The 23,658-nt window shown below is 62.3% G+C and carries 17 protein-coding genes and 2 pseudogenes; 5 read left to right on the top strand and 14 right to left on the bottom strand.

What is annotated here, in order from left to right; translation table 11 throughout:
* Positions 1-186: 186 nt before the first annotated feature.
* The 3 genes from AC1DJB_RS07210 to AC1DJB_RS07200 form a co-directional block, all read right to left on the bottom strand.
* Positions 187-1,182: a D-2-hydroxyacid dehydrogenase gene (locus AC1DJB_RS07210; RefSeq protein ID WP_476910104.1), complete on the bottom strand. Its 996-nt coding sequence runs from the start codon at positions 1,180-1,182 to the stop codon at positions 187-189.
* Between the two features lie 63 nt (positions 1,183-1,245).
* Complete coding sequence (locus AC1DJB_RS07205; protein ID WP_476910103.1) at positions 1,246-3,006, bottom strand: IlvD/Edd family dehydratase; 1,761 nt, start codon at positions 3,004-3,006, stop codon at positions 1,246-1,248.
* Positions 3,007-3,058: 52 nt separating this feature from the next.
* Positions 3,059-3,826: an SDR family NAD(P)-dependent oxidoreductase gene (locus AC1DJB_RS07200; RefSeq protein ID WP_476910102.1), complete on the bottom strand. Its 768-nt coding sequence runs from the start codon at positions 3,824-3,826 to the stop codon at positions 3,059-3,061.
* A gap of 186 nt (positions 3,827-4,012) precedes the next feature.
* Between AC1DJB_RS07200 and AC1DJB_RS07195 the strand changes: the two genes are divergently transcribed.
* From AC1DJB_RS07195 to AC1DJB_RS07185, 3 genes and pseudogenes are all read left to right on the top strand, one after another.
* On the top strand, positions 4,013-5,197 hold the full coding sequence (locus AC1DJB_RS07195; protein ID WP_476910101.1) for a Gfo/Idh/MocA family protein: 1,185 nt from the start codon (positions 4,013-4,015) through the stop codon (positions 5,195-5,197).
* A 94-nt stretch (positions 5,198-5,291) separates the two neighbouring features.
* A complete protein-coding gene (locus AC1DJB_RS07190) occupies positions 5,292-5,531 on the top strand; it encodes an IS3 family transposase (protein ID WP_476910100.1) in 240 nt (79 codons plus the stop codon).
* Positions 5,532-5,594: 63 nt separating this feature from the next.
* Positions 5,595-5,729: pseudogene (locus AC1DJB_RS07185) on the top strand (IS3 family transposase); the annotation flags it as partial.
* 80 nt (positions 5,730-5,809) lie between these two features.
* Here AC1DJB_RS07185 and AC1DJB_RS07180 read toward each other — a convergent pair.
* The 9 genes from AC1DJB_RS07180 to AC1DJB_RS07140 form a co-directional block, all read right to left on the bottom strand.
* Positions 5,810-7,165 carry an NAD-dependent succinate-semialdehyde dehydrogenase gene (locus AC1DJB_RS07180; protein WP_476910099.1) on the bottom strand — a complete coding sequence of 452 codons (1,356 nt, stop codon included), beginning with the start codon at positions 7,163-7,165 and terminating at the stop codon, positions 5,810-5,812.
* Positions 7,166-7,249: 84 nt separating this feature from the next.
* Positions 7,250-9,199, bottom strand: coding sequence for a 3D-(3,5/4)-trihydroxycyclohexane-1,2-dione acylhydrolase (decyclizing) (iolD, locus tag AC1DJB_RS07175; RefSeq protein WP_476910098.1), 1,950 nt, complete (start codon positions 9,197-9,199; stop codon positions 7,250-7,252).
* Positions 9,200-9,382: 183 nt separating this feature from the next.
* The gene (locus AC1DJB_RS07170) at positions 9,383-10,516 is read right to left on the bottom strand and encodes a Gfo/Idh/MocA family protein (RefSeq protein WP_476910097.1); all 1,134 of its coding nucleotides are present in this window, start codon (positions 10,514-10,516) and stop codon (positions 9,383-9,385) included.
* A gap of 81 nt (positions 10,517-10,597) precedes the next feature.
* Complete coding sequence (locus AC1DJB_RS07165) at positions 10,598-12,358, bottom strand: hydantoinase B/oxoprolinase family protein (protein ID WP_476910096.1); 1,761 nt, start codon at positions 12,356-12,358, stop codon at positions 10,598-10,600.
* 2 nt (positions 12,359-12,360) lie between these two features.
* Entirely contained in the window at positions 12,361-14,451 is a 2,091-nt protein-coding gene (locus tag AC1DJB_RS07160; protein WP_476910095.1) for a hydantoinase/oxoprolinase family protein, read from the bottom strand.
* 34 nt (positions 14,452-14,485) lie between these two features.
* The gene (locus AC1DJB_RS07155; protein WP_476910094.1) at positions 14,486-15,385 is read right to left on the bottom strand and encodes a fumarylacetoacetate hydrolase family protein; all 900 of its coding nucleotides are present in this window, start codon (positions 15,383-15,385) and stop codon (positions 14,486-14,488) included.
* A gap of 2 nt (positions 15,386-15,387) precedes the next feature.
* Positions 15,388-16,680: an aspartate aminotransferase family protein gene (locus AC1DJB_RS07150; RefSeq protein ID WP_476910093.1), complete on the bottom strand. Its 1,293-nt coding sequence runs from the start codon at positions 16,678-16,680 to the stop codon at positions 15,388-15,390.
* Positions 16,681-16,700: 20 nt separating this feature from the next.
* Positions 16,701-17,648: a C-terminal binding protein gene (locus AC1DJB_RS07145; protein WP_476910092.1), complete on the bottom strand. Its 948-nt coding sequence runs from the start codon at positions 17,646-17,648 to the stop codon at positions 16,701-16,703.
* Between the two features lie 262 nt (positions 17,649-17,910).
* Complete coding sequence (locus tag AC1DJB_RS07140) at positions 17,911-19,809, bottom strand: sigma-54-dependent Fis family transcriptional regulator (RefSeq protein WP_476910091.1); 1,899 nt, start codon at positions 19,807-19,809, stop codon at positions 17,911-17,913.
* Between the two features lie 136 nt (positions 19,810-19,945).
* Here AC1DJB_RS07140 and AC1DJB_RS07135 point away from each other — a divergent pair, with 136 nt between their 5' ends.
* A complete protein-coding gene (locus AC1DJB_RS07135) occupies positions 19,946-20,593 on the top strand; it encodes a TetR/AcrR family transcriptional regulator (RefSeq protein WP_476910090.1) in 648 nt (215 codons plus the stop codon).
* A gap of 645 nt (positions 20,594-21,238) precedes the next feature.
* On the opposite strand, the gene AC1DJB_RS07130 is transcribed toward AC1DJB_RS07135, so the two are convergent.
* Positions 21,239-21,439 carry a hypothetical protein gene (locus AC1DJB_RS07130; protein ID WP_476910089.1) on the bottom strand — a complete coding sequence of 67 codons (201 nt, stop codon included), beginning with the start codon at positions 21,437-21,439 and terminating at the stop codon, positions 21,239-21,241.
* Between the two features lie 550 nt (positions 21,440-21,989).
* Positions 21,990-22,760 (bottom strand): transglycosylase domain-containing protein, encoded by a 771-nt coding sequence (locus AC1DJB_RS07125; RefSeq protein ID WP_476910088.1) that lies wholly within the window; start codon positions 22,758-22,760, stop codon positions 21,990-21,992.
* Between the two features lie 53 nt (positions 22,761-22,813).
* Here AC1DJB_RS07125 and AC1DJB_RS07120 point away from each other — a divergent pair.
* Positions 22,814-23,405 (top strand): annotated as a pseudogene (locus tag AC1DJB_RS07120) (recombinase family protein).
* Positions 23,406-23,658: the final 253 nt, after the last annotated feature.

Genomic DNA, 23,658 nt, shown 5'->3' with positions numbered 1-23,658 from the left:
ACTGAAACAACCCAGACGATTTCTCCGTCGGGAGTCTTCGTGTCCACATAACCATCGTGCGGAGGCCAGCCTGCTCTTTGCAGTCGAACGGCGTCTCCCACTTCTGCTTTTTCCCAAAAAGCGACCGGTTGGGGCATTTTCGCGTTCAGTTCTCCACTGGCATTATGCGTTGCACTCATGGGGCGATTACGGGAGTGTTGCAGCAGCCCGGGACGCCACTTTTGGAGCTGTCGCCCCCAGCTTTTTGAGATCCACCACGTCATTGAGAGGCTGCCCCGTTTTCCACCGCTCAAGGTTCCGCGCGAAGCAGTCCACGACTCGGCCGCGCCAACCGATCAGGTCTCCTGAGGCGTGGGGGGACACCAGGATGTTCTTGCGGCTCCACAGGGGGTTACCAGGTGTAAGCGGCTCATGCTCAAAGACATCCAGGGCTGCCGCGCCCAGGTGACCTGCGTCAATGGCTTGGAGGAGGTCCTGCTCCACCACCACCGCGCCACGCCCGACATTTACGAGGCGGGAGCCCGGTCGCATTTTGTCGAACCGTGCAGCATTGAACAGGCCACGGGTCTCCTCGGTGAGCGGTACGGTCAGCACCACGTCCTGAGCCTCACCGAGGAGTACGTCGAGATCGTCGAAGGACGCGATGGCGCCGAGCTGGGCATCATCACGGGCGGATCTTCCAACGACCGTGACGTCCATGCCGGCTGCGCGCAGCAGGAGGATTGTCTCGCGGCCCACAGGCCCAGGACCGACCACCAAGACTTTCCTGCCCAGGAGCGGCTCGGTTTCGCGGTGCTGCCACGTGCGGGCCTGCTGCAACTCAATGGTGCGGCGCAGGTCCTTGGTGAACATCAGCAAAACTCCCAGAACCCACTCCGCGATGGGCCGTTCGCACACTCCACGGGAATTGCTCACCACAATGTCGCTATTGACGATCTCATCGGTCATCAGGCTGTCTACTCCGATGCTGGAGGTGTGGATCCAACGCAATTCCCCTGGACCCACTTCGCGCAGAAGCTTGGTGCGGAAGTCATTAAGGAACAGGATTTCGGTTCCGGGCAGTGCCGCCCGGAAATCGTCTGCCGTCCGGACCACCACGACCTCGGCCTCAGCGTCCAGCCGCTCAACAGGCGGGACAGGACGGCCCTCCTGGACGATGGTGATCACCTTGGGTCGAGACATCTTTCTCTCCTTTCAGTCCGTCCTTCTGAGACGGCGGCGCATCTGTAGTTGTGAGCCCTGCTCTTACCAGCCGCCTTGCCAGCCGCTCATCAGGCCGTAAGGCAGCCGTTGGGGCTCTTCGTCCGGCAGGCCCTTCAGGAAATCGAAGTCACAGCCTTCGTGCGCCTGATTGACGTGGTCGATGAACAGCCGGCCGTATCCACGCCGGTACTTCGGCTCGGGGAGCTTGAGTTCGGCCAGGCGGTTCTCGATCTCTTCCGCCGGCAGGTCCAGGTCAAGGCGCTGATTCTCGACATCGAGAACGATCGGGTCCCCGTCCCGAACGATCGCGAGCGGACCGCCGACGGCTGCTTCGGGCGAAACATGCAGGACGGTTGTACCGAAGGCCGTTCCGCTCATCCGAGCGTCTGAGATCCGTACCATGTCCCGGACTCCTTTGCGAAGGAGCTTCTCTGGAATGGGAAGCATGCCCCACTCCGGCATGCCGGGCGCTCCGACCGGACCGCTGTTGCGGAGCACGAGTACGGAGTCCTCTGTAACGTCGAGCTCCGGGTCATCGATCCTGCGTCCAAGGTCATAGATGTCCTCGAAAACGATCGCGGACCCCTTGTGCTGCAAAAGATCTTTGGAGGCTGCGCTGCGCTTGATAACGGCGCCGTTGGGGGCCAGGGAACCGCGAACGACGGCGATGCCACCGGAGGCGTCAAAGGGCTCGTCAAGACTACTGACTACGACGCCGTCAGGCTCAGGGGCGTCGATATAACCCTTTTCGAGGGTCTCGCCGCTGACCGTGATCACATCTTTGTTCAGCAGCGGGGCAAGCGCTTTGAGCACCGTGGGAATACCCCCGGCTTCGAAGAGCTGTTTCACCAGGTACTCGCCGGAAGGACGCACGTTGACGATACGGGGAGTCCGCTCCGAGATCTCGTGGAACCGGTCCAGCTCCAGCTCGTATCCCACGCGCCGTGCAAGGGCCAGGAGGTGGACCACGGCGTTGGTCGAGCCACCCACTGCCATCAGGAGCGTGATCGCATTGTCGAAGGCTTCTTTGGTCAGTACTTCGCTGGGCTTTGGACCCTGCGACAAAGCCAACTCCACTGCGCGGCGACCTGTAGCTTCTGCCGCGGCGCCACGACGCGAATCGACAGCGGGAATGGAGGCGGTGCCGGGTAGGCACATGCCGAGGGCTTCAACGAGGGAGGTCATGGTGGACGCGGTGCCCATCTCGCTGCAGTGACCTGCCGACGGTTTCGCGGCAGATTCCAGTTCATCAAAATCTGATTGCTTGATTTTCCCGGCCCGCAGCTCGTCGGCGAATTTCCAGGTGTCCGTTCCGACGCCGAGTTGCTTGCCCCTGAAGTGTGCCGGCTCCTGGGGTCCGCCGGTCAGCATGATCGTCGGAATGTCGGCACTGGCCGCGCCCATGAGCTGGGCGGGAACCGTCTTGTCACAGCCTCCCAGCAACACGATGGCATCCAGCGGGTAGGCACGAATGGATTCCTCGACGTCCATGGCCATCAGGTTCCGGAACTGCATGGCGGAAGGCTTCATGAGGCTCTCGCCCAGGGAGATGGTCGGGAACTCCAAAGGCAAACCGCCAGCCATCAGGACGCCCCGCTTGACAGCATCGGCCAGCAGCTTGAAATGGATGTTGCAGTTGACGAGCTCGGACCAGGAGTTCGCTATGCCGATAACCGGCTTGTCCTTGAGGGCGAAGCGCGAGAAGCCTTCTGCCTGGATGGCCGTACGGTGCACGAATCCCGTGAGGTCCTGCGGCGCGAACCATCGCGCACTGCGGAGGTCGTTGTAGTTCGACTCTGGCATGTCTTTCGAAGCTCCTTGGCTTGTTCTATATCTTCGGGTTTTGGTGAGGCGGTTACGCGGCGGAAGTGCCGCCGTCGAACGCCATGCTGGTTCCGGTTGCGAAGGTGCCGTCGACGGCGAGGAAGTAAATGGCCGCGGCCACCTCATCCGGGTCCGCGAGCCGGCCCAGCGGCACAGTGCTTTTTTTCTGCTGCAGGGCAAGGACCGGGTCCGGCTCCGATTCAAGGCCCGTCCTCAACATGGGCGTATCAATAGGTCCAGGGCAGATGACGTTGACGCGGACATCGGGGGCCAGCTCCAGAGCCAACGCCTTGGTGAGTCCCACGACGCCGGCCTTCGCTGCACAATAGTGGGCCAATCCGGGGACTCCCATAACTGCGAGGTCCGAGGCGACATTGACCATCGCTCCTCCACCGGCACCGCGCATGTGGAGGCCGGCTTCCCGGGAAACGTAGAAAGTGCCGGAAAGGTTGGTCTCCAGAACCTCGTGCCACCGGTGTTCATCCAAGTCTTCAAGGGCTACATAGCCGGCAACCCCTGCGGCGTTGACCGCCACGTCGAGTCCGCCAAGTGAATGGATTGCTCCGCGGACCCCGTTCCTGGCCGATTCAGCGTTTGCGACATCGGTCGTCACAACGTGCACGCCCGCGCCGATCTCCCGCGCAACTCGCTGAAGTTCTTCTGACCGCCGGCCCAGCAGTGCGACACGGGCGCCCCGTCGTGCAAAAAGTTTGGCGGTCGCTTCCCCGACACCGGATGTGGCGCCGGTGACGAGGACCCTCAACGGTTCCGTTCTCGCTTGTTCGCTGCGGCTCATCATCGTCGACAGGACCCCTTATGGTTGGCGTGGTCTAGGTTGTGTTCCACTAAACCAGCGCCCCGGTCCCGCCCGATGTCTCACATTGAGACACAGAGGACGCCTCTGTGCCTCATATGCTGATCGACAGATGCCGCCCCTTCCCGCGGCACCATTTCCAAGAAACCATTGCTAGACGGAGGAGTTCCCTTGAAAGACCAGAGCCGCATCGGCGTAGGCCTGATTTCGGTAGGGTGGATGGGGCGGTTGCATTCACGTGCCTACCTGGCCACTAAGCAGTTTTTCCCAGAACTGCCCCGTCACCCCGAGTTGGTGATTGCGGCCGACCCTGACGACGCCGGACGACACCACGCCGAAGACGCGCTTGGCTATGCCGAGACTGCCACTGACTACCACAAGGTCCTGGAGAACCCTGATGTGGACGTGGTCTCCATCTGTTCTCCGAACTTCCTGCACCATGAGATCGCTTTGGCCACGATCGAGGCGGGCAAGCACTTCTGGATCGAGAAGCCCATGGGCCGTAGCGCACGGGAATCCCGGGAGATTGCTCAGGGTGCCGAGGCCGCGGGCCTCATCACCTCGGTGGGCTTCAACTACCGTCACGCTCCAGCGATCGCCGAGGCACGCCGCCTCATACGCTCGGGCGCCCTTGGCCGTATCACGAATGTCCAGATCCGTTTGCTGACGAGCTACGCTTCTGACCCGAACCAGGTATTCACGTGGCGCTACGAGCAAGCCCGTGCAGGCTCCGGCGTCCTCGGTGACATCTTGAGCCACGGGTTTGACCTTGCCCAATTCCTGGTCGGCCGCATCGCCTCGATCAACGCCGTCACGGAGACCTTCATCAAGGAACGCCCCCTCCCGGCAGGTACTTCCTCGAATTCCTTCAACACCGGTGAGGCCTCGGATGTCACCCGTGAAGTGGAGAACGAAGATTACACCGCCATGCTCGCCCGCTTCGAGGACGGCGCTATCGGCATGTTCGAGACGACCCGCGTGGCCATCGGCCCGCATGCCGAGTACATCGTGGAGGTCTACGGCACCGAAGGATCCGTCCGCTGGAACTTCGAACGCATGAACCAGCTGGAAGTCGCCACGGACCGCAGCGGCTACCGCACCATCATGACCCCGCCGTCCTTCGGTGAGTTCGGCCGCTTCCAGCCCAACGCAGGTCCGGGTATCGGCTTCAACGACCTCAAGACGATCGAAGCAGCACTGTTCCTGCGGTCCGTCGCCGAAGGCAAGCAGCTCGGCCCGTCGGTCGCCGATGGCTGGTCAGCATCCGAGCTGGTTGACGCGTCATTGCGCAGCGCCGCGTCCGGCGCCTGGATTGAAGTTCCCGAGGTCTCTGGCACCACCACGTACCAGGCATAGCCCTGCCAACAAGAAATGCGAGGCCGGATCGAAATTGAACTGCTCCCCGAAAGTTGGACTGAGAAATCAGTTCTAACTCTCGGGGAGCAGTTTTATGCGCGTCAGCAGTTCGTTATCGGAGGAACAGCGTGAGGGCGCGATAGGGACACTCAAGTCCGAGATCATGGACATCTACAAGAAGAACCACGCCCGGTACGGGCACCGGCACATCCACACCGAACTGGCCAAGGAGGGGTGCTCGGTTGCCAAGAAGACCGTGTTGAAGCTGATGCGTGCCCTCGGGCTGGTCTGCAAGGCCCGCAGGAAGAAGCTGGCGACACTCAAGGACAGGTAGAAACCGCTAGTCCGTTCGGACCAGGGTTTCCAATATCAGCACGTCTCGTGGCTCTTCCACCACGTCCGGTTCCTCACCGTCGACGCACTGAAAACAGCACTGCACGAGTACATCCACTGGTACAACACCGAACGGATCTCGGCAAAGCTCAAGGGCCTGAGCCCGGTGCAATACCGTGCCCAGGCCCTAGCGGCTTAGGATCTTATTTGGCCAGTCCAACTTCCGGGGACCAGTTCAAAATGATCCGGCCTCTCGTTTTTCTGCGGTTCTGTGGTTGCTTATTTCGCGAAACGGAACAGCTTCTTGTTGGCGAACTCCAGCATGCCCACCTTGCCCAGTTCCCGCCCGTAGCCGGATTTCTTGACGCCGCCGAACGGAACGTCAGCGCCGCTAAGGTCGTAGGCACCCACGAAGACCATGCCGACGTCGAGCTGGTTGCCGACCCGTTCGGCGCGCTCGAGGTCCTCGCAGATCACGACAGAGCCAAGTCCGTACGGGGAGGAGTTTGCGAGCTTGATGGCTTCCTCGTCGCTGCTGACCTTGTACAGTTGCGCCACCGGACCGAAAAGCTCCTCGCTGTAGACATCCATTGAGGGTGTGATGTTGGTGATTACCGTTGGCGTGAAGACGTTCCCCTGGGGCTGGTTGTTGCCGACCAAGATTTCGGCGCCCTGATCGAGGGCGCCCTGCACCTGCTGGGTCAGGAACTTAGTGGCAGCGTCCGAGGAGAGCGGCCCAAAGTCCCCGTTTTCGTAGGATTGTCCGGCAATCGCGGCCTTGAACTTCTCGGAGAATTCGTCGAAGTACTTGTCCATGACGACGATTCTCTTGGAACCGTTGCAGGACTGTCCGGTGTTGCCCATGCGGCCCATGATGGCCTTCTTCACGGCGAGGTCGATGTCATTGGTGTCGAGCACCAGGAATACGTCCGCACCGCCGAGCTCCAGGACGCATTTCTTCAATGCGCGCCCGGCCTGCTCAGCAACAATCGCACCAACCTGTTCCGAGCCCGTCAGCGATACACCCTGCACACGGTCGTCGGCGATGATGTCCGAGATCTGCTTGTGCGTGGCGAAAAGGTTGACGTACGCGCCTTCGGGGAACCCTGCGTCGCGGAAGAGTTCCGCCAGGGCCAGTGCCGACTCGGGGCACTGGCTGGCGTGACGCACAATGACGGTGTTGCCCAGGATGATGTTGGGGATCGCGAAACGAGCCACCTGGTAGTAAGGGTAGTTCCACGGCATGATGCCGAGGATCACTCCGAGGCCCTGGTACCGGAAAAAGCTCCGCAGGCCGTCTGCTACTTCGAGTTCCTCATCGGCAAGCCACTCTTCGGCGTTCTCGGCGAAGGCGGTGGCGATGCTGGCTGAAAACTCGGCTTCCCCGACCGCCTGGTGCAGCGGCTTGCCCATTTCCCGGTTGATGATGGCTGCGAGCTTGTCCTTGCGCTCAACGAACAAGTCAGCCAGGCGTTTTGCCAAGGCTGCGCGCTCCGCGACGGTGGTGGTGCGTGACCACTCCTGGTACGTCTTCTGGGCAGCGCTGAGACCTGCTTTGATCTCTGCATCTGTGGCCGCAGGGTACTCTGCGTGGGTGGTACCTGTGGCCGGGTCAATAACAGCGAATGCGCCCATGGTGAATGCTCCTTTTCGAGGGATGTTGGATCCAAACAGGGCCGGACGGGACCGCCCCTCAAAGACGATCCCGCCCGGTAACGCCTAGCTGGCGTCGGGTACGGTGGTAGCCGCGTAGTAGCGCTGGCGGGCACGGCCTTCGAGGTGCTTAGCAGTCCCTTCCTGGCTACCCGGGCGCTGGGACGTCATCGGAACTCCAACATCCCAGAAGGAGCCGTTGCCGGACAGGTACCGCCACGGTTCCACATGGGCGACGATGACGGCGGGACCTTCGACCTCGCGTGCTTCGGTCAGCGCCGCAGTGAACTCCTCGACCGTCGTCGTGGACCAGGCGGCGCAACCCATGCTCGCGGCATTGGCAGCGATATCGAACTCAAGAACCGCCCCGTCGAGACGGCCGGACTCCGTGCCGCGTTCCTTGTATTGGGTACCGAATTCACGGCCCGGGCCGCCCTTGGCAACCTGGAGCGGCCAGATGCATTGGTGTCCGCGGTTGTCGATCACGATGGTAATGATCTTTTTGCGTTCCTGAACCGCCGTTACCAGTTCAGTGGGCTGCATGAGGTAGGTGCCGTCACCGATCAGCACGAACACGTCACCCGGCGCGTCGGGACGGGCCAAGCGGTAGCCGAGGCCTGCCGGGATCTCGTGGCCCATGCAGGAGTTGGCGTATTCGAAGTGGATATCCGTGCCGTTGGACGGATCCCACACCTTGTGGATGCCTTCCACAGTGCCGCCGGAACCCAGAACCAGTGCGTCCTGGCTGTTCGTTTCCTTGTTGAGTATCTCGATGACCTGCGCCTGGCTCATGTTTTCGCCGGGGAAGGCCTGGAGGTCATGCTTGCGTATTTCGGCGGTAGCCTTCCGGGCATCGGCGATGTCGTTGCGGAAGTCCCCGGACGTGCTATAGCCCTCCGCCGCGAGGCGCTCACGCAGTGCAGCCAGGTTCAGCTTCGCGTCACCGATCACCGGGAATGAGCCCATCTTGTGCGCGTCAAAGGACCCGACGTTGAGGTGCACGAACTTGACGTCCGGGTTCTGGAACAGTGAGTGCGAGGCTGTGATGAAGTCCTGCAGGCGCGAGCCCACGGTGATCACGCAATCGGCGCCGCCGGCGATTTCGTTGGAGCCGACGGTTCCTGTGACGCCCAGGCCGCCCAGGTTCAATTCACTGATCGGGCCGCTACCTTTGCCGGAAAACGTTTCCGAGACAGGGATGCCGAATTCGGCACTGAAGCGCGCCACTTCCTCCTGCGCCTTGGAATAGCGGACTCCGCCGCCGGCGATCAGCAGGGGACGCTTGGCATTGCGGATGATTTCAGCCGCGTCGCGAATCTCGTCCTCCACTGCCGGACGGCGACGGATGTGCCAAACACGCGGGGTGAAGAACGACTCCGGGAAGTCGAACTCCGCGCCCTGGATGTCCTGCGGGAGGCAGACCACCACTGCGCCGGTTTCCACGGGGTCGGTGAGGACACGCATGGCTTCGGGGAGAGTGGAGAGCAGCTGAGCCGGGTGGGTGATGCGGTCGAAGTAGCGGCTCACCGGGCGGAAGCAGTCATTGGCGGAGACATCGCGTTCGACCGGGTGTTCGATTTGCTGCAGAACCGGGTCACCGAAGCGGTTGTTGATGATGTCTGCCGGGAACAGGAGGACCGGCAGGCGGTTGGTGGTGGCCGTTGCCGCGCCGGAAATCATGTTGGTGGATCCCGGGCCGGCGGAGGCCGTGCAGGCGAGGGTGGCTGCCCGGTTGGAAGCCTTCGCGAAGCCGATGGCTGCGTGGACCATCGATTGTTCGTTCTTGCCTTGGTAGTGGGGGAAGTCCACGCCGTATTCGTCGATACCTTGGGCCAGTCCGACGGAGTTTCCGTGGCCGAAGATGCCGTACATGCCGGCAACCAGGCGCCTCTTCTGGCCGTCCAGTTCGCTGTACTGGACCTGGAGGTATTCAACGATTGCTTGTGCGACTGTGCGGCGACGGACGGCTTTGATGTCGACGTCGGTGCCGATATCAGCAGCGGCTGTGCTAGTCATGCGTTCTCCTAAATTCGTAGGTGCGTCGGCATTTGCAAACCGATTCGCCCGAACATCAGGTTTTCACCGTGGAGGAGCAATATTGTGTCCCAGTTTGATACGCAGCCCACGGGATCGACACAAGAAAACAGCAGCCGACGGCGGCACATGAGTACCGCCGTCGGCTGCTGTTTTTGCTGGCCGTCAGTCGAATCGGTAAGGTTCCTGCGGGCCTACTGAAGGCAGCGGCCGGGGCCGCTCGCAGGTGCTCTTGATCTCGATATGGCGTCCTTGCTCAGAGGATGCTTCAAAGGCGAGCAGGACCTCCAGCACGTGGTAGGCGAAATCGCCGCCCGTGCGGGGCTCCAGTCCCTTGCGGATGGCGTAGCCGAATTCGGCCAGGCCGATGCCTCGGTACGCGTCGTCGCGGTGGGTGATGGGCGTTTCCCGCCAGTCACCACCGCCAGGAGGGGTCATGTCCAAGGAGAGATCACGGGGCTCACCGCGCCGAAGCACCGGCGCGCCGGAGAAATGGTCGGGGTTGGGCGCTGCGAGGGAGCCGCCCGTACCGTAAATCTCCAAGTGCGGCAGGTTGTGGTTCCAAATGTCCCAGCTGACGATCACCGTGGCCGCGGCACCGGACTCGAAATCGATGGTGCCCGTAACGTGGGTGGGGGTCTGGATGTGGATCACTTCCCCTTCCTTGCCGGGGCGGGGACGCGTCTCCGAAGAGCGGGGCGCCGTAGCGGAAACGCGCTTGACCGGACCGAAGAAGTTCACCAGGTTGGTGATGAGGTAAGGCCCGATGTCCAGCATGGGCCCGGCGCCGGGGCTGTAGAACGGATCCACGTTGGGGTGCCAGTGCTCGTAACCCCGGCACGCGAAGGATGCAAAGGCTGCTACCGGCTTGCCGATCCACCCATCGTCAATGAGTTTGCGGCTGGTCTGCATGCCCGACCCCAGGAAGGTGGTGGGCGCGGAACCTACTTTAACGCCGGCTTCCCGCGCCGCATCGAGGATTTCCCTGGCTTCCTCCAGCGAGGTGGCAAAAGGCTTCTCGGAGAGGACGTGTTTGCCGGCGGCGATGGCCTTGAGCGTCACTGGTGCGTGGAGCTTGGGCGGGGTGAGGTTGAGGACCAGCTCAACGTCCTTGTCGGCCAGCAGTTCATCCGGTGTGAGGGCTTTGGGAATCGAGTACTCTGCCGCCCTCGCTTTCACGGCATCCGCGTTCACGTCCGCCAGCGCCACGATCGCTACGTCCGGGTGGACGCTGATCTTGTCTAGGTATTGGTTCAGAACGTTTCCGACGCCAATGATCCCGACTCGAATGGGTTCCATGTCTATCTCCGTTGTTGATTGTTGGAACATTCCGGGGCGAGGAATATACCCCGCCCCGGAAATAATTGCCATGACTGTGTTCTAGCTGGCCAGACGCTCCTGGCGGTTCTTGAAGGTGGCCTCTTCGTCCAGCACTCCATTGGTGAAGACCACGCCGTAGTCCGTGAGTGCGGCGTCGGGGCTGACCCGGGACTCGCGGACGTCGTCCAAGACCGCAAGAAGGTCCCTCTCGAGGGGGTCCCCGTATCCTCCACCGCCCGGAGTGATGGACACGACTTTCTCCCCCGACTGCAGGTCGTAGCGGCCCACCACGGGAATTTCTCGGCGTTCTCCGGTCCGCAGGTCCTCGACCCAAGTGGCAGGGGCTTTGCCGTCGTGCCCGCCGCGGACACCCTTGGGTGGGTTGAGGCTGCCTTCAATGCCGTAGGTGAGGGTGACGCTTTCCCCTCGGGGTTCCATGGTGACGCGTGTGGCGAGTCCACCGCGCTGCCGGCCTGCTCCGCCGGAGTCGGCGACGAGGGTGCGTTCGTGGATCAGGATCGGGTAGCGCTGTTCATCCACCTCGGCACTGTCGTGGTAAAGCAGGGAGCCGCAGACAGGACGCTGGTAAGTCGGCCACCCGTCAACGTAGGGCGTTGCCGGGCCACCGACACCGCCCACCAGGATCTGGTTGACGTAAGGGTTGCCGTTGCGTTCGTCGATGCCGGAGATGACGGATTTCGCCGGTGCCTGGCCGGCCGCGCCTTCGGCCGTCCCATAACCGTCGTCGATCTGTGAGAAGGCAGCCTGCACGATGTTCACGACGCGGTCGGCGAGGTTGGTCGTTCCGGACGAGCAGGAATAGGGGTGCTTGGGTACACCGACGGCGCAACCGTCCCGCAGCAAGACGTCGACGCGTCGGAAGGTTCCCGCGTTGCTTGGCAGGTTCTCCGGGATGCCCGAGAGGATACCGGCCAAAGCGGCGCCTGTGGCCGTTGCCTTCGTGAGGTTCAGGCCGTTGGGCAGGTTGTCCGGGTTGTCCCGCAGGTCGATGACGATTTTGCCCTGCTTGGGCTTCACTTCGATGGTCGCCTGCAAGCGCACGCCGTCGGGGCCGGTGCCGGGGAAAGGATCGTGTGTTGATGTGCCGTGCAGGACGTACTCTGGGAGTTTTTCGATGGCGCTTGCTGTGAGGCGTTCCGAGTAGTCGAACCAGGCGTCAACGAAGTCCACCAGGTCTTCGACTCCGAACTTTTCGGCGAGTTCGTGGATGCGGCGCTCAGCGATGCGGGAAGCACCGACGGAGGCGAGGTAGTCGCCGTACCACTGGTCCGGGACACGGATGCGGGAGCGGCACATGCGGATGATGTCGTCGATGTCGGTGTAGTCGCGCTGGATCCGCACACAGGGGAAGATCAGGGCGCCTTCTTCGTACACGTCCCGGGCGGTGGCGAAGAACGTGGTAGGCAGGGAGTTGCCGCAGTCTGCCTGGTGGGCCTTGGTCACGGCGGTGAAAAGGTGGCGTCCTTGGATGAAGATCGGCACCAGGATGACGTGGTCCGCCGCATGGGAGTTGCCCATGTAGGGGTCGTTGTGGAGGAAGGCGTCGCCTTCACTGATGTCGTCGTGCAGTTCCACCATGTCTTCGCCGAGCGGGCCGGCGCCGAAGACGTGCACGGGGACACCTTCTGCCGCTGCGAGTAATTGGTTGTCTGCCGTCAGGACGGCGCAGGAGAAGTCCCGGGCTGTGTTGATGACGGACGAGCGTGCCGAGCGGAGCAGGCCGCTGGTCATTTCACGGACGATGCCGTCGAATGCATTGGCAAGTACCGAGAGTTTTACGGGATCGAATTCGCGCGCCACGGTTATGCCTCCTTACGCGTGAGGTAGATGTTGGATCGTTCGTCGAGCGTGGCGTTCCATTCCGGCGGCACGACGATGGTGGTGGTGGGCTGGTCGATGACGGCCGGCCCAAGGATCTTGTCGCGCGGGGCGAGCGTGATTCCGCGGTACCGCTGGGTGCTGAAGCTCTCGCCACCGAAGACGATGGCGTCGGTTCGGTGGACCTCGGTGGTCCGTGTGCGTTCGTTCTCGGACTTGGTGTGCTCGGGCCGCGGGATTTCCACCCGGACGCCCCAGGTGATGATCTCCACCCGGCTGTCCGGATCGTGGGTGCCGTTCCGTCGGTCGTGTTCTTCGTGGAAAGCCCGTTCAATGATTCCGGCGGCATCGCCGGAGGTGTCGGGTGCGGCATCCAGGTAAACCTTCAGGTCCCAGGCCTGGCCCGGGTAGCGGGCGTCGACGAAATAGGTGATGTTGGGTGCATCTCCTACGCCATCGAACCGCTTCACGAAGAGTTCTGCCTTGGCGGTGAGCTCCTCGACAGCGCGGGAGGCTGAACCGGCGTCGAAACTGCGGGTGTCGTTGTGCAGCGGCGAGAGGAACTCGGTGGCGATGGGTGCGCGGTGGGCGCCGTAGGCGGCAAGGACACCTGCGGTGGCCGGGATGAGGATCGTGTCGGCTTCAAGGAGGACACCGATCGCGGCGGCGACCATGGCGCCTGCGCCGCCGCCGGCAACAATGAGCGCACCGCGAGGGTCGACGCCATGCTCGAGTGCGGCCTGTCGGATGGCCGTGGCCATGTGGTTCGCGGAGACGTCCAGGATGGCTTGTGCTGCCTGCAGAGTGTCCATCTTCAGCGGCCCGGCGATGCGGGTGTCGATAGCCTGGACAGCGGCCTTGCGGTCCAGGGTGAACCCGCCTTCGAAGCCCTCTGTATCGAGATACCCGAGTGCCACGCAGGCATCGGTGACGGTGGGCTCTTCGCCGCCGCGTCCGTAGGCGGCCGGCCCGGGGGTGCTGCGCGCACTCTGCGGACCGACGCGGAGCAGGCCGCCGCCGTCGATCCATGCGATGCTGCCGCCGCCGGCGCCGATGCTGGACACCGCCACGGAGGACAGTCCCGTGAGGTGCCCAACGAATGGCTCGCCCAGCCATGCTTCACGGGTGTGGCGGACAACGCCTTCTTCAACGAGCGACACGTCAAAGGTAGTCCCGCCCATATCGCATACAACGACCGTGTCGMGGTCCGGGGCGGCCGCCGCGCCGACCAGCGGCGCCATGGACGGGCCGGAGTTAAGCAGCAGCACGGGACGGTCCAGGACGTCTGCGACGTCGAGAACGGCGCCTTCGGAGGTGACGACCAGGAGGTCGCCGGCGAAGCCATACTCCTGAAGGTCAGAGCGGAGCTTGCCGAGGTGGTCTGCCATCAGCGGCTTCAGGGAAGCGTCGATTGAGGCCGCGGAGGAGCGGCGGTATTCGCGGATGGTGGGGTTGGCTTCGTTGGAGAGTGTGTAGGGAATGCCGGGGAGAATTTCCTTGATGAGTTCGGCAACCCGCTTCTCGTGGGCGTCGTTGATGATCGACCAGAGGAAAGAGACGGCGACGGCTTCGATCCCGTGTTCCTTGAAGGAGCCGAGGACTTCCCGGACCTGTTCTTCGTCCAGCCGCACCAGGATGTCGCCTTCGGCAGAGATGCGTTCGGTGATCTCGAAGGTCAGCTGGCGGGGGATGTAGGGCGGCGGGTAGGCGGCCTTGGAGTCGAAGGCGTCCCGGCGTCCGCCTTCGCGCAGCAGCAAGGTGTCGGCGAAGCCGTCCGTGGTCAGCAGTGCGGTTCTGGCGACCTTGCCGGTGAGGACGGCGTTGGTGGCGTGGGTGGTGCCGTAGACAATGACGTCGGCGTTGCGCAGTACGTCGTCGCCGCTCCAACCGACGGACTCGGCCGCACGGCGGACAGAGGCTTCGAAGCCGGTGAATACGCGGTCGTAGGTGGTCAGTGCTTTGCCGACCGCCATGTCGCCGCTGTTGGAACCGACCACGACGTCGGTGAACGTACCGCCGGTGTCGACGGCGATGCGGTACCGGGCCTCACCTGGTTGTGTTTGTACTTCACTCATAGGTCTTCATTACTTTCGTAGAGCTTGCAGGGAATTAGAGCTGAGGTTTGCCGACGCGGTTACGGAGCACCCCGACCTTTTCGATCTCGATCTCCACCGTGTCTCCAGGTTCAAGCCAGACAGGCGGGTTCCGCTTGGCACCGATGCCCTTTGGGGTACCTGTGGCAATGACGTCGCCCGGCTCGAGTGTGAGGAAACTTGAGAGGTAGGAGACGATCCGGGCGATGGAGAAGATCTGGTACCGGGTGTTGGAACGCTGAACTTCAATGTCGTTCACGCGCGTGGCCAGTTCCAGAGCTTGCGGATCACCCACTTCATCCAGGGTGACCAGGGCAGGACCCCAGGGGGTTGAGCCGTCGACGGCTTTGCCGGCCAGCCACTGGGTGCCGCGGTATTGGAGGTCCCGCGCCGTGACGTCGTTCAGTGGGGCGAGCGCGGCCACGTAGTCCAACGCTTCCTCCTCTGTTACCTCGCTGGCCCGACGTCCGATAACGACTGCCAGCTCACCTTCGAAATCAAGGTTTTCGCTGACCTTGGCGCCCCCGATCTCGTCTTCGGGGCCAACCATGGTGGAGGCGAACTTCGCGAAGACGTCGGGGTACTCGGGGAAAGCCCGTCCGGTTTCGGCTACGTGGTCCTTGTAGTTCAGTCCGATGCAAAGCACCTTGGAGGGATCCAACACCGGTGTGGTGAGGCGCACGCCGTCCCGTGGACCCACGCGGGCAACAGGGTCTTGACGGACCAGAGTCCCGATTTCGGCCGAAATTTCCTCAAGCCGGTCACCGTACAGTTCCAGGAACTCACGAACGGAGGTTGTGGCGCCTTGAACGGCTTGGCTGGAACCCTGAAGGAGCAGTTCTAGGTCGTAGACAGCGTCGTCAACCAGGACTCCGCCGCGAACTCCGGATTCGTGTTCGTAGGAAACGATCTTCATGCCTATTTGCCGCCTTCCGTTGCCGGAGCGTGTGCTGCGACTGCCAACACAGCATCCGCTAGGCGGTCGGCGATGTCGCAGACGACCTTCTCGTCCATCGGCGTGGACAGGGACAGCAGGTTGGCAGGGGAACCGAGAAGTCCCCGTTCATAGGAGGCCCACCACAGCTGGTGCTGGGTTTGCTCGCCTACTTTCTCGGCTCCGGCAGGAACGGCGCGCAGCAGCGAACCACGTCCGCGGATCTCCCAGCCAGCATCGGCGATCCTGGCGTTCACGGTGTCCCGCGCGGAATCGCCCAAGTGGTTGAGTCGCTTGACTTCCTCCTGCGTGTACAAGCGCAACGACACCGCCCCGGCGGCCATGCTGACCGGGTTGCCGGAGAAAGTGCCGCCGTGTGGCAGGCTGCCCGGACGGGTCGGGTCCACTTCGGCCATGAGTTCGGCTTTGCCGCAGACGGCGCCAACGGGGAATCCGCCGCCGATGAGCTTGCCGGCGGTCAGCAAGTCGGCCGCAACGCCGTATTCTCCGCTGAACCCGTTGAACCCGAGGCGCAGGCTGATGACCTCGTCGATGATCAGGACAATGCCGTGCCGGGTCGCGAGTTCCCGGGCGGTCCGGACGAACTCGTCGGAGATCGTGAGCAGGCCGGCGCGGTTGGGCAGCAGGTCGAGGATGATGGCGGCGTACTGGTCGGGGGCGGTTTCCACCGCGTGGCGGAGGACATCGACGTCGTTCAGCGGTACTGCTGTGACGTCGTCGATAACACCTTGGGTCACGCCGCGCTGGTAGGAGGGTCCGCCAGGGACCAGGGCCACTTCGGACGTTCCGTGGTAGCCGCCCTTGGTGACGATGACGCGTTCGCGTCCGGTGCTTGCCCGCGCGATGCGGATCGCGGACATGACGGCTTCGGTGCCCGAATTCGTGAAACGGACCTGGTCAAGGTCGGGCAGGCGGGACAGCAGGAGATCAGCGAGTTCCCACTCGTAGAGGTTTGGAATGCCCCAGCTGGATCCCGTGGTGAGGGCCTTCGTTGCGGCCTCCACGATTTCCGGGTGGGCGTTGCCGTGGATCAGGGACGTGAAGTTGTTGTTCGCGTCGATCAGTTCGCGGCCGCGGTCATCCCACACGAGGTAGCCTTCACCCTTGATGGCGTAAGGGCTTGGAGCTCCGGTGTAATAGGTTGAGCGCCCGTAGCCACCAGGGAGCAGCGGGAAGCCGCGTGGCCCGCGGCGCAGGTGGGGATCTTCCGCGGGGTTAATGCCCGCGACGTTTTCCAGATGATTGGTTGTTCCCAATTTCGAGTTCTCCAGTCTATTCAGTTCACAAGGTCGATTAGTGGCTGGCCGGTCAATGCAAGTCGGACCCGTTCGACGGCGCCGTCCTGGAGCGCGTCCGTGGACCGGTTGGAGCGCCAGGCGATGTGCGGAGTGAGGATGGTATTGGGGGCGGAACGAAGCGGGTGTTCCGGGCTCAGTGGCTCTTCGGCGAAGGTGTCGATGCCGGCGCCGGCGATGTGTCCGGAGGTTAGTGCCAACGCGAGAGCGGCTTCATCGATCAGGCCACCTCTGGAAACGTTGACGACGACCGAACCCTTCCGCATCCGTGCCAGGACGTCCTCGGAGATGAGGTTGGCAGTGTCCTGGTTCAGCGGCAGGTGCAGCGAGACGACGTCGGAGTTTTCCAAGATGTCTTCCATCCCGGTCAGGTCGACGAAGCTCTCGGTGACGAAGGGGTCGTAGGCGCGGACGCGGGCGCCGACAGCCGAGTACATCCGGGCCACGTGCTGGCCGATGCGTCCCATGCCCAGCACGCCGACTTCCAGCTCGGAGAGAACCGGTGTGTCGTAGCCGATGGTTCCGGCCCATCCCAGGTCGCGGATCGAAGCGTTGCCTGCTGGCAGGCGACGGGCCAGAGCCAGGCCCATGGCAAAGGCGTGGGAGGCAACTTCCTCCGATGCCGTTCCAGGGACGATTGACACCGGGATGCCGGCTTCCGTGGCCGCGGCAACGTCGATGTTGTCGTAGCCGATTCCGTACCTGATGACCGCGCGGCATTTGGACATCACCGGGAAGTCCGAGGCCGTGAGTTTGGCGTAGGGGGTGATCATCACAATGTCGGCTTCGGGAAGCGCTTTACGGAAGGCATCGGTGTCTGCCGCGGGGTTGAGTGTGTATCCGAACTCCTCCGCGAGGGCGTGCTCGCGGTTCAGGTTCGGGAAATGGTGAGGGGCCACCAATATGGTTCCCTGGGCATCGCGGGTCATAGTCTGTCGTCCTCTTCGTCTCGTACCCTCATTCGCTGCCGAACACTCCATGGGACGGGTGCCGGTGTCGGGTGTTTCAAGTACAACCCGATATCCGGGACTCCATCCGTGCCAGATCGAGACACCGGGTGGGACACTGTCCCACGGGCAGCACTCGCCCCGGGCAGGACTCGCCCCGGGCAGGTACCGAACACGAAGGAGCCGGCCATCAAGAAGATGGCCGGCTCTTTCAGTCCATGGGAGTTATTCCCGGTGCTCCGGGTCAGAGATCGAAGCCCCGGCTGCGGAAATAGTCCATTCGCCGGTACAAAGTGGAGCGCCCTATCTGGAGGTTCTCTGCCGCCAGGCTGCGGTTTCCCTCCGCCTCCTGCAAAGCCGTCCGCAGCTCGCTGAGCTCTGCATCCTCCAGCCGCGAAAGCCTGCCCTTTGTCAGGACGCGGTGGAATCCCTGCGGCAAATCGTCCACTGTGACTTCGGCGCCTTCTGCTCTTTCCACCGCGTTGCACACGACGGCCCGGAGCTGGTCAATGTTCCTTGGCCAGTCAGCGTGGGTAAGCGTCGTGATGAGCCTCCGTGACAGCCTGCGCTCCCCCAGCTCCGCTGCGATGGCATTGGCGAGTTGGGGGATGTCTTCCCTTCGGTTGCGCAAGGGTGCGACCGAGATCTCAAGGACGTCGAACGCTTCTGAGAGCAGCAGTGTGGCGTCGGTAGGGCGGGTGATGGTGAAGATCAGTTTGGTGGCCGAGTTGCCCCGCAGGTTGTGGGCGATTTCGCTGGCTTCGTGCTGGGAAATCTCGTCGGCGTGTTCGACAATTAACGTCGCCGGAAGTTTTGTTGCCACCTGGTGCAGCACATCCATGAATTGCGGGGCCCGGAGGGCGCCGCTTCGTGCATCAACCACCATTTGGCCTTCCCGCAATGATGCGATGGCGCTGGCCAGACGAAGTTTTCCACTGCCCGACTCACCGATCATCACCACGGACCTCTCCTGGTCCACAGCCTTCCGGGCCAGGTTCAGGGTACGCTTGAATTCCGTGCTTGTGCCCTCCACGTGCTTCATCAAGCGCTCAGCGGTCCCTTGCGGGAGCGATTCGAGCCTTGTGACGATACTTGCCACAGCTTCAGCATGCTCCTTGGCGGGGGCATGGGGCCGCACCACAACAATTGCCCCAATGTTCGCGGCGGACAAGGTCACAGGCGAAATTTCCAAGGTGGACAGCCCCGGACCCTGCAGCATGACTTCACAGGTCATATCGCGGCCCGAGGACATCACTGCCTTGGCATAACCGGAGACGATGGAAAAATCGCTGTCCACCAGCATGGCCAAGGCCGAGGCATTCTGGAGCGAGTTCTTCCCGTCAACTGCGATCACTGCCCGGTTGCCCCTTCGCCGCGAGATTCTCAAATACTCGCTCAGAAGAGCCCGTTCCCTGGAGGAAGTCCGCACCTCGATGTCTCGCTCGATCCGCGAAGCAACGCCCTCAAGCATCAGCAGCGTAGATGACGGCTCTAGGGCAGGGACGCGGTTGGCCGGGAGCGTCAGACCGATGACAGCCCGCACGCGGTTATGGAACGGGTCCCGCACAAGGGAGGCAAAACACCAGTTGCCCCGCATGTCCTCACGGAAGTGCTCCTCAGGGGCCAGCCAAACACCGCGTCCCTCCTCCAGCGCCAGGCCCTCTCCGTTGCTGCCGCAGCTCTCCTCCAGCAGCGAGTATCCGGCAGGGAAACCGTCGTCACGGAGGAAGCTAGCTTTGACAAGCACCCCGTTTGGTGCTGTCAGGCTGATATAGCCGCCCAAGTCAGCAGCCACCTCATCCAGCTTCTGTAGGTGCGGACCGGCTGCTGCCATGGTGTGTTCATCAATGCGGCCTTCACCAAAGAAGCCGCGGTCCGCGACCCCATCGACACCGGCAGCGCGGCTCCGGTACCAGGAACGGGCAACGATCGGCCGGATGCCGCTGAGGTCCGCATTTGGTTGCCTCAGGAAAAGTTCGCGTACTCGGTCGATCTGCTGCAATGCCGCATGCGGCCAAGGGGACAATACTTCGGCAGTAGCCATCTCAAGATCTTTCTGGGGAATCCGATACGAGCCAGGCGACGACGTCACGTCCGGCACCATTGACTTCACGGCCTGATCCAGAACCGCTTCCGTGACCACGTCCGCCGCCTCCTGTGTCTAAAACTTGGAGAAGCGCTCAATGCGGGCGCTTCATTAACCCCACCTTCAGGATAGGCTAACTAATGGTCGTTAGCCAAGAGTTTTTTAGGGGTTACTTCTTTGTTAGGGTCAAGTTATGAGCGGTAGGTCATACGAGGCTGCGCGCGACGCCTTCGCCCGCCAACTTCAGGAGTGGGACTGGGCAGGCCAAGGGGCCTCGCGGCGGCACATCCTTGAAGCCTTTCTTGAGTTGGCAATAGCGAACGGCTTCAGTTCGGTCTCGATGCGAACGATCGCAAATGCCGTTAACATCAAGCCCCCCAGCCTTTACTCACACTTCCCGAACGGGAGGGACGAAATCGTTGCAGAATCGCTCCGCTGGCACTTCCACCGCTTTGGCATGGCCTTATTGGAAGCGGTCGGACCGGCGACCTCTGCTGAGTCTTTCTGGGATGCCATGGTCAGGCTTCACTTCATTCGTCAGGTGAAGCTCCCGGAAAGCAACCTCTGGGACTTGCTGGTCGCCACCGACAGGATGGCCCATATCCTCCCGCCAGCCCTGCGCAATCAGGTCAATGACTGGGTAAGCCTCCATCAGAACATGTACGTCGCTGCCGCCATTGACATGGGCTTCACGCAAGCCGAGGATCGGGTCAAGGTCATCATGACCCTTCTTGAAGGAGCTACCAGGTGGGCATCACCCGATTGCAATGACAATGAACTGGAGGCGTTGACCAGTCGCGCCGTCACGCTTTCCCAGGTCGTTCTCGCTGCTCAATTTTAGTTCGAGCGCAAGGTTTCAGCCGGCCCCCTCCGTGAGTATCTTGCCCGTCTCAACCGTGAAGCTCCGGGCTGGTTGCCGCTCATTACGGTGAGTTAAAGATGAGTCGGTTGCAATCGCCGGGGCCTCGCTCGGCCAGGTCGCCGCTTGTGGAGCTCGTCCCGACTTGGACATTCTCATGTTCACTCCGTCTTTAGGGAAGCGATGGAAGAATCACCAAGATGCTGCTTTTTCATCGACAACCAAGCCATTGGTAACCGGCAGTTTGGTTCGAGAGAACGCCACCGAGGGCCTGGGGCACGGGTCTCTCCGGCGATACAATCTTGACCGTCGACCGCACAGATGTGGCCTCATGTTGCAGTAGTCATCGCTGTTTGTCATTCTGATCGTCGATTGTCGCTGGGCAGGCCCTCCGCACAACCAGGGCGCTGCGCGCCGGCCCCGGTCCGAAACTTCGCTCGGCGCTCCCACGTCGCTTATTTCCTCGCGAACTTTCGGATCGTTCCCGGTTCCCCAAGTTGCACTCCGGCCCCTCATACCCAGCAGCGGTCCCCGTATCAGAACGACGCCGAGACCTAAGGCCACGGCCGACGAGGTATAAGAAATAGCAGATGCCTTGGTGGCTAGCGTTCAGCGGCCGCATCTTCATCAGCACGTAAGGTTCGACGTCATCCACGAGTTGGACTCCCGTGTGTCTTCCAGCGGCGGCCGCCCCAGGCTGATGTGGTCTTGGAGCACCCACTGTTCGAGAGGTTCGCACACCATAGACCAGGCGTCCTCGACCTCGAATTCCGATGTGACGGTCTCACGGTCGATCTCAGTGGAGACCGGGGTGATCCGCTCCACCATTCTGTTGGGAAGGAATATTCTCCACGACCCAGGCGCCAAGCTCCGGGTCCTTGAGGAGTGCAAAAGCAGTGAACATCGGGGCAGCCCCGGGTGATTTCCCGGCGAAACACGAGGCATGCAGGGCAGTTTTCCTCGAAAAAGCGGGACGCGGCGATGATTGCCGTTGCGTAGAGTGCAAGGCGCGAAAAGGAATCAGCGTGCCTCTTCCTCTCTCGGAAGCGCAGCGCCGTCCTACTTTCCATGGAAAGCACCGCTAGACAGTACTTGAACGCGACGACTATGTCTGCCAGATCTGCGGACTCCCAACTGACCCAACTAAGCACATCCAGTCGGGCGCACCGCAGACCGGCCTGGTGAAGTCTCTTCTGTTTAAGCTCGCAGACATGGCCGCGACGGGCACGATCCAGGGTGGTATCGACGCACTCAATGCCATGATTCATCAGGCTATGGGCATGATGTAGTGCAGGCGTGAAAGAGGGGAGGGCGCGCTTCCGCTACAAAAGCGCACCCTCCCCGGTCTAGTGGGACATCTCAGACTTGATCCGGTCGGCTACAGCCTGTGGCATCGTCGCGCAGCTGTTCGAATCACCCAGACTAGCGGCATGGTCAGCCGCCGTATCAGTGATGCCGACCGTCGCCACAGCCAACTGCCAGCCGCGCAACGGCCAGTTGCTTCGGTACCCAGACATTGGCCGCGCCATTGACCAGGTCGACCGCCTTGGCGTCCGCAGTTGGGTCCAAGGTCAATCCCGCCACCGGGCGCGCGGTTCACCTTGTCAGGGAGCGGCAGCACACCCATGAGCTGTGCCGCCTGGTACTCGGTCACGGCGGACGGCGGTGTGTTGAAGTAGTACCAGGTCGCCGCGCAGACACCGAAGAGTTTCGGGCCGAACTGCGCATAGTTGAGGTGCAGCTCCATGATCCGCTTCTTCGGCACCATGAAGTCGACCTCCTCTGAAAGTACCGCCTCGATGCCCTTGCGCACGGGATCTTGGTTAGGCCATAGGTAGATGTTCTTGACGAGCTGCTGGGGAATGGTCGAGCCGCTCGGATCGGGCTGCCCTGCCGTGTAGGCCTGAGCGCGAGCCCAGAACGCGTCCCAGTCGAAAGCGCCCACGCGGGTGCCGAGCTGGTCATCTTCGTGCACGAGTGTCGATGCAACGAGGAACCGGCTGATGTGGTCCATCCTGACGTACTGATAGACGATCGGTTCGCCCGCCTGGAACATGTACGACGTACGTTCAACGTGCATCCGGTTGAGCGAGCCCGTTGCGGCCACGCTAAGAACGACCAGGACGGGCGTCTTGCAAAGTCGTCTCACTGCTCATCGTGTCTCGCGGCGTGATTTTGGTATTTCCGAGACAGGATCGTGGGGTGAGCCAACTCGGGTACACCAGAATCAGCACCGCCAGCCAGGACGCCCAACTCCAACTCGACGCTCCTCGCCCGCAGGGGTCCAAGAAGCGCGACGTGTTCGCCGACCTCCGGAAGCAGGACGGCGATCGAGCGTCCCGGGATGAAGAAGCTGCCGGAGTACGCCGAAGCCGGCGGCACTGTCGTGGTGTGGCGGGTCGACCGGCTCGGCCGGTCCCTGATCGACGTCCTCAACACCGTCAACCTGCTGCGCGAACACGGTGTGCACCTCCGATCCATCTCGGACGGAATCGACCCGGGAACCTCAACCGGGCGGATGATGCTGAACATTCTTGCCACTTTGGCCGAATACGAGCGCGAGTTGATCGTCGAACGCGTAAACGCCGGAATCGCCGCAGCCAGACAAAGCGGCACCCGCTTCGGCCGACCACCAATCAACCCGGAGGTCATTACGGAAAAGCTCGCAATCGTCGCCGATGCCCGCAAACGTGGACGCACCGCGGCAGACGCTGCCGCGCTCGTCGGATGGAGCCGCGCGACGCTGTACCGCCACCAGACGGCCATCAGCTCCGCTGGAACCCAGGCCACATAGCGCCCGCTGCGATCCACAGCAAATGGTGGTCTCGTAACTGACCGTAAATACACCGATTCAACCAGAAGGTTTTGAGACATGGTTACGGGAATCACTGACCGTGGACGTACCCCGCCACTCCGCGAAACTGGCGTGTCGCCGCCAAAGTGATCGTCGGGATGGCGAGACGCCTCGTATCCCAAGGGTTGCAAGACCCTTGGGTTGGAAGTGACCTCCGCTCAACGAGCTCTGTCACCATCCGGGGAAAACAACT

It is taken from the genome of Arthrobacter sp. 01T428 (assembly GCF_056398685.1).
The sequence above is the reverse complement of the archived record's forward strand: the minus strand, read 5'-3'. Positions and strand labels throughout refer to the sequence as shown.

Bases quoted from the DNA above. Each gene is read 5' to 3' on its own strand.
- AC1DJB_RS07130 (WP_476910089.1), bottom strand. From the start codon at position 21,439: ATGGTGGAGCGGATCACCCCGGTCTCCACTGAGATCGACCGTGAGACC.
- AC1DJB_RS07155 (WP_476910094.1), bottom strand. From the start codon at position 15,385: ATGAAGATCGTTTCCTACGAACACGAATCCGGAGTTCGCGGCGGAGTC.
- iolD (WP_476910098.1), bottom strand. From the start codon at position 9,199: ATGACTAGCACAGCCGCTGCTGATATCGGCACCGACGTCGACATCAAA.
- AC1DJB_RS07180 (WP_476910099.1), bottom strand. From the start codon at position 7,165: ATGGGCGCATTCGCTGTTATTGACCCGGCCACAGGTACCACCCACGCA.
- AC1DJB_RS07210 (WP_476910104.1), bottom strand. From the start codon at position 1,182: ATGTCTCGACCCAAGGTGATCACCATCGTCCAGGAGGGCCGTCCTGTC.
- AC1DJB_RS07205 (WP_476910103.1), bottom strand. From the start codon at position 3,006: ATGCCAGAGTCGAACTACAACGACCTCCGCAGTGCGCGATGGTTCGCG.
- AC1DJB_RS07135 (WP_476910090.1), top strand. From the start codon at position 19,946: ATGAGCGGTAGGTCATACGAGGCTGCGCGCGACGCCTTCGCCCGCCAA.
- AC1DJB_RS07200 (WP_476910102.1), bottom strand. From the start codon at position 3,826: ATGATGAGCCGCAGCGAACAAGCGAGAACGGAACCGTTGAGGGTCCTC.
- AC1DJB_RS07145 (WP_476910092.1), bottom strand. From the start codon at position 17,648: ATGACCCGCGATGCCCAGGGAACCATATTGGTGGCCCCTCACCATTTC.
- AC1DJB_RS07190 (WP_476910100.1), top strand. From the start codon at position 5,292: ATGCGCGTCAGCAGTTCGTTATCGGAGGAACAGCGTGAGGGCGCGATA.
- AC1DJB_RS07170 (WP_476910097.1), bottom strand. From the start codon at position 10,516: ATGGAACCCATTCGAGTCGGGATCATTGGCGTCGGAAACGTTCTGAAC.